At 71.9% G+C, this 4,846-nt stretch carries 6 protein-coding genes; 1 reads left to right on the top strand and 5 read right to left on the bottom strand.

The window, feature by feature from the left end; translation table 11 throughout:
- The 5 genes from AC27VN_RS32695 to AC27VN_RS32675 form a co-directional block, all read right to left on the bottom strand.
- Positions 1-402 (bottom strand): MFS transporter (locus AC27VN_RS32695; protein WP_490879256.1); only part of this gene is annotated, 402 nt, incomplete at its 3' end.
- Between the two features lie 118 nt (positions 403-520).
- Positions 521-1,279, bottom strand: a complete 759-nt coding sequence (locus AC27VN_RS32690) for an enoyl-CoA hydratase/isomerase family protein (protein ID WP_490879255.1) — start codon at positions 1,277-1,279, stop codon at positions 521-523.
- On the bottom strand, positions 1,276-2,229 hold the full coding sequence (locus tag AC27VN_RS32685) for a Bug family tripartite tricarboxylate transporter substrate binding protein (RefSeq protein ID WP_490879254.1): 954 nt from the start codon (positions 2,227-2,229) through the stop codon (positions 1,276-1,278). Before AC27VN_RS32685 ends, AC27VN_RS32690 begins: the two co-directional genes overlap by 4 nt.
- Positions 2,230-2,270: 41 nt before the next feature.
- On the bottom strand, positions 2,271-3,431 hold the full coding sequence (locus AC27VN_RS32680; RefSeq protein WP_490879253.1) for a CaiB/BaiF CoA transferase family protein: 1,161 nt from the start codon (positions 3,429-3,431) through the stop codon (positions 2,271-2,273).
- A 3-nt stretch (positions 3,432-3,434) separates the two neighbouring features.
- On the bottom strand, positions 3,435-4,220 hold the full coding sequence (locus AC27VN_RS32675; RefSeq protein ID WP_490879252.1) for an enoyl-CoA hydratase-related protein: 786 nt from the start codon (positions 4,218-4,220) through the stop codon (positions 3,435-3,437).
- A gap of 97 nt (positions 4,221-4,317) precedes the next feature.
- Here AC27VN_RS32675 and AC27VN_RS32670 point away from each other — a divergent pair.
- The coding region (locus tag AC27VN_RS32670) for an IclR family transcriptional regulator (RefSeq protein ID WP_490879251.1) at positions 4,318-4,846 on the top strand (529 nt) is incomplete at its 3' end.

Raw genomic sequence — 4,846 nt, 5'->3', positions numbered from 1 at the left:
CACGCCGAAGTAGGTGCCGTGCGGCAGCCCGGTCGCGAAGCGCAGCAGGTTCAGCGAGGTGTAGCCGGGCGCCATGGCACTCGCGAAGTTGCCGGCCGCGAACACGGCCATCAGCGCGATCAGCAAGGCGCGGCGACGCCAGCCGGCCGCGAGCACCGCGAGCACGGGCGCGCCGATGACCACGCCGAGCGCATAGGCGCTGATCACGTGGCCGGCCTGCGGGATGCTGACGGCGATGTCGTTCGCGACCTCGGGCAAGAGGCCCATGATCACGAACTCGCCGGTGCCGATGGCGAAGCCGCCGACGCCGAGCGCGAGCACGGCGCGCAGGAACTGGGCCGACGAGACGGGCGGAATGGCGGGGGTGTCCGCGCCTTCGAGGGCGGATGGTGGGGCGTTCAAGGCCGGAGCTCCTGGGGGGATGCCCGGCGAGCGCGGGCAAAGCCCGATTTTAGGGTAAACCCTTAACGCGCGCTGATGAGGTCTTGCGCCCTGCCCGATACCTTTTTGCCCCTGCCGCTCAACGGCGCAAGAAGCGCGGCGCGCGGCGTTCGGCCATGGCCTGCACGCCCTCCTTGAAGTCCTCGCTCGCGAACTGCACGCACTGCAGTTCGCGCTCGTGCCGGTTCGCCGCGGCCACCGCTTCGGCCAGGCCGCGCCGCAGGGTCGCGCGCGTCGATTCCACCGCGAGCGGGGCCGACAGCGCGATCTCGGCCGCGAGCGCCAGCGCGCTGGTGCGCACTTCATCGGCCGGCACCAGCTGGTCGACCAGCCCGATGCGCAGCGCCTCCTCGCCGCCGATGCGGCGCCCGGTGTAGAACAGCAGCGCGGCCTGCTGCGCGCCGACTAGGCGCGGCAAGGTCAGGCTCAGGCCGAAGCCCGGGTGGAAGCCGAGGCGGTTGAAGTTGGCGCTGAAGCGCGCCTCGGCGCAGCCCACGCGGAAGTCGGCCGCCAGCGCGAGGCCGAGCCCGGCGCCGATGGCCGGGCCATGCACCGCGGCCACCAGCGGCTTGGCGTTGCCGAACAGGCGCATGGCCTGCTCGTAGAGCGGCGCAGGGTCGCGCGAATCGTCCTTGCCGCTGAAGTCGGCGCCCGCGCTGAAGGCCCGGCCCTCCGCGGCGAGCACCACGGCGCGGCAATCGGGATCGGCATCGAGCTGCGCGAGCCGGTCGGCCAGTTCGCGCAGCAGCGCCACGTCGAGGTAGTTGAACGGCGCGCGCCGCAGTTCGAGCAGCGCCACGTGCCCATGGCCCGAATCCAGCGAAGCGACCGCGCTCATTGCACCTCCAGCTTCGCGATGTCGACGTAGCCCTTCCACTTCTCGCGCTCCTGGCGCTCGAAGCTCGCGAGCTCGGCCAGGCTGACCTTCGCGGGCGCGAAGGCGAAACCCTCGAGCCGCGCGCGGATCGGGTCGGTGGTCACGGCTTCGTTGATCCACTGGTTGAGCTGCTGCTGCACCGCCGCCGGCGTGGCGGCCGGCACCGCGATGCCGAGGAAGCCGCCGCGGATGCTGAAGCCCGGATAGCTCTCGGCGATCAGCGGCAGCTCGGGATAGCGCTTGAGCCGCGCGTCGCTGTGCACCGCGAGCGCGCGCAACTGGCCCGAGGCCACGAAGGCATCGCCGGCCACGGTGTCGGTGAACACCACCTGGATCTGGCCCGCGATCAGCTCCGACATCGCCTGGCTCACCTGCTTGTACGGAATCGCCGCGAGCTCGATGCCGGCCTCGTGCGCGAACAGCGCCGCCGTGACCTTGGAGGTGGCGTTGAAGTGGCCGTAGTTGATCGTGCCCGGCGCCTTCTTCGCGGCGGCGACGAAGTCCTGCAGCGTCCTGTAGGGCGCGTCGGGCCGCACCAGCATGTAGGTGGAGCCGGGCCCGAAGGAGCCGACCAGCCGGAAGTCGCGCCCGGGGTCGTAGGGCAGCTTGCGGAACAGGCTGGGATTGGCCAGGTGCGTGGAGGTGGTGGCCAGCAGCAGCACCGAGCCGTCGGCCGGCGCATTGCGCACCGCCTCCACGCCGATGATGCCGTTGCCGCCGGGGCGGTTGTCGACCACCACCGCGCGGCCGGTCTTGCGCGTGAGGAACTCGGCCAGCATGCGCGCCGAGATGTCGCCCGAGCCGCCGGGGCCGAAGGGCACGACGATCTGGATCGGCTTGTGGTTGTCCGCCGCCATCGCGGCCGCGAACGGCAAGGCCGCGAGCGCGGCGAGGCACTGTCTTCTCTGCATGTCGTCTCCTGTTGTTCGTGTCGTTGGAAGGGCGGGCGTGCTCAGCCGGGGGCCTTCGCGCCGAGCGCCTCGTTGTGCTCGCCCACGCCGGGCGCGCGATGCCGCACCCGCGGCCGCTCGCCGTCGAAGGACAGCGGCAGCCCGACGATGCGCAGCTCCTCGCCGGGAATGGTCTGGAAGATGCCGATGGCCTCGGTCTGCGGCTGCGCGAGCACCTGCGCGAAGTCCTGGATCGGCGCGCAGGGAATGCCCAGGGCCTCGAGCGCCTCGAGCCACTGCTGCGTCGAGCGCGTGCGGAACACCGCCTCGAGCGCGGGGATCAGCAGTGCCTTGTGCTGCACGCGCAGCGCATTGCTCGCGAAGCGCTCGTCGCGCGTCCATTCCTCGTGGCCGGCCGCGCGCGCCAGCTTGGCGAACAGCCGGTCGTTCGCCGCGGCCACCACGATCTCGCCGTCCCCGGTGGGCAGCGCCTGGAACACCACCACGTTGGGATTACCGCTGCGGTGCCGCTCGGGCTGCTTCCCGGTGGCATGGAAGCCGGCCATCATCACCTGCAGCCAGCCCAGCGCGGTCTCGAACAGCGAGGTGTCGACCACGCAGCCCTGCCCGGTCGAAGCGCGGCGCAGCAATGCCGCGATGCAGCCGAGCGCGGCCCAGACGCCGGTGCCGAGGTCGAGCACCTGCATGCCCACGCGCGCCGACGGCCCGCTCTCGGCGCCGTTGATGCTGAAGATGCCCGCGAAGGCCTGCACCATCGGCTCGTAGCCCGGCGCGAGACGCATCGGCCCCTTGTGGCCGAAGGCCCAGAGCGAGCAATACACCAGCCGCGGGTTGAGCGCGCGCAACGCATCCGGGCCGAGCCCCAGTTCCTCGAGCGAGCCGGGCCGCATGTTCTGCACGAACACGTCGGCTTCTGCCGCGCGTTCGCGCAGCCATTGCGCCTGCGCCGGGTCCTTGAGATCGAGCGCGATGCTCTTCTTGCCGTGGTTCATGGCCTGGAAGGTGGTCGCGGTGCCACGCCAGAACGGCGGCCCCCAGCCGCGCGCGTCGTCGCCCGTGCCCGGCCGCTCGATCTTCACCACCTCGGCGCCGAGCGAGGACAGGATCTCGCCCGCGTAGGGCCCGGCGATGTTCTGTCCGAGCTCGATGACCTTGATGCCGGCCAGCGGCAGCGCGGTGCTGCTGTTCGTGTCGTCCGTCATGGTTCAGCGTCCCGTGAAATGGGGCGCGCGCTTCTCGACGAAATGCCGCACGCCCTCTTGGAAATCCTCGGTGTCGCGGCAGGCCGCGATCTCGCGGTCGGCCACGCGCGTGGCCTGCCCGAGGGTCTGGTAGCGGGCCTCGACCAGTTGCCGCTTGATGATGCGCACCGCGCGCGGCGAACTCAGCTCGGCGATCTCGGTGGCGCGCGCGAACACCGCATCGAGAAAGCCCTCGGCCGGCAGCAGGCAGGCCAGCCCCATGCGATCGGCTTCCTCGGCCTGCAGGGTGCGGCCGGTCAGCAGCAGGTCGGCCGCATGCATCGGCCCGATCAGCCGCGGCAGCAGCCAGGCCGTGCCGTGCTCGGCCACCAGGCCGCGGCGCGCATAGGGCAGCGTGAGCTTCGCGCCGGCCGCCACGTAGCGCAGGTCGGCATGCAGCGCGATGCACAGGCCCACGCCCGCGGCCGCGCCGTTGATCGCGGCGATCAGTGGCTTGGCGAGCGCGCCGAGGTAGCCGTAGCGCTGCGCCGCGTCGTCATCGGACTCGGCCTGCGGCACGGGTGGCCGGCCGGGGTCGGACAGCACCGCCATGTCCATGCCGGCGCAGAAGGCGCGGCCGGCGCCGCCGAGCACGATGGCGCGCACCGCGTCGTCGGCTTCCGCATGCGCGACGGCCGCGCGCAGCTCGGCCTCGAGCATGGGTGTCCAGGCATTGAGCCGGTCGGGCCGGTCGAAGGTGATCGAGGCCACGCGGCCGATCGCCGCGTACCTCAGTTGCGTGAAATCCAAGCGTGTCTCCTGGTCCGTTGCGCCCTGCGATGGGCATGCGGCCAGTATTCCGGCGGGCTCCGGCGGCGACAACCTTAGAATTTCGGAGAACGAAATCATGGCCACGCCCCGCCCCTCCACCGCCGGCTCGACGCGCGCCCGCACGCAGGCCACCGGCACCTTCGTGCGCAGCACGCCCGGCAGCCATTCGCTCGAACGCGGCCTCGCGCTGCTGCGCGCCTTCCGGCATGGCGTGGACGTGCTGACCAACGCCGAGCTGGCCGACCGCACGCAGCTGCCGCGGCCCACGGTCAGCCGGCTCACGCGTTCGCTGGTGGATGCGGGTTTTCTCGCCTACGACCTCGAGCAGCGCGGCTACCGCCTCACGGCCGCCTGCCTGAGCCTCGCGCTGTCCTTCCGCAGTTCGGAGGCCACGCTGGCACGCGCGCTGCCGCTGATGCGCGCGCTGGCCGAGGGCCGGCGCGTCAACGTCGGGCTCGCGGTGGCCGACCAGCTCGAGATGGTCTACCTGGAATCGGTGCGCCTGAGCCGGCTCGGGATCTTCCGGCGCATCCTGCCGGGCTCGCGGCTCCCGATCGCGAGCACCTCGCTGGGCTGCGCCTTCCTCGCGGGCATGCAGGCCGCGG

Source organism: Variovorax sp. 20P10.2.4 (assembly GCF_058244205.1).
This window is presented reverse-complemented; position numbering and strand designations above follow the sequence as displayed.

What these genes read in the sequence shown, in the direction of transcription:
- AC27VN_RS32690 (WP_490879255.1), bottom strand. Translation starts at nt 1,279, where the DNA reads ATGAGCGCGGTCGCTTCGCTGGATTCGGGCCATGGGCACGTGGCGCTG.
- AC27VN_RS32685 (WP_490879254.1), bottom strand. Translation starts at nt 2,229, where the DNA reads ATGCAGAGAAGACAGTGCCTCGCCGCGCTCGCGGCCTTGCCGTTCGCG.
- AC27VN_RS32680 (WP_490879253.1), bottom strand. Translation starts at nt 3,431, where the DNA reads ATGACGGACGACACGAACAGCAGCACCGCGCTGCCGCTGGCCGGCATC.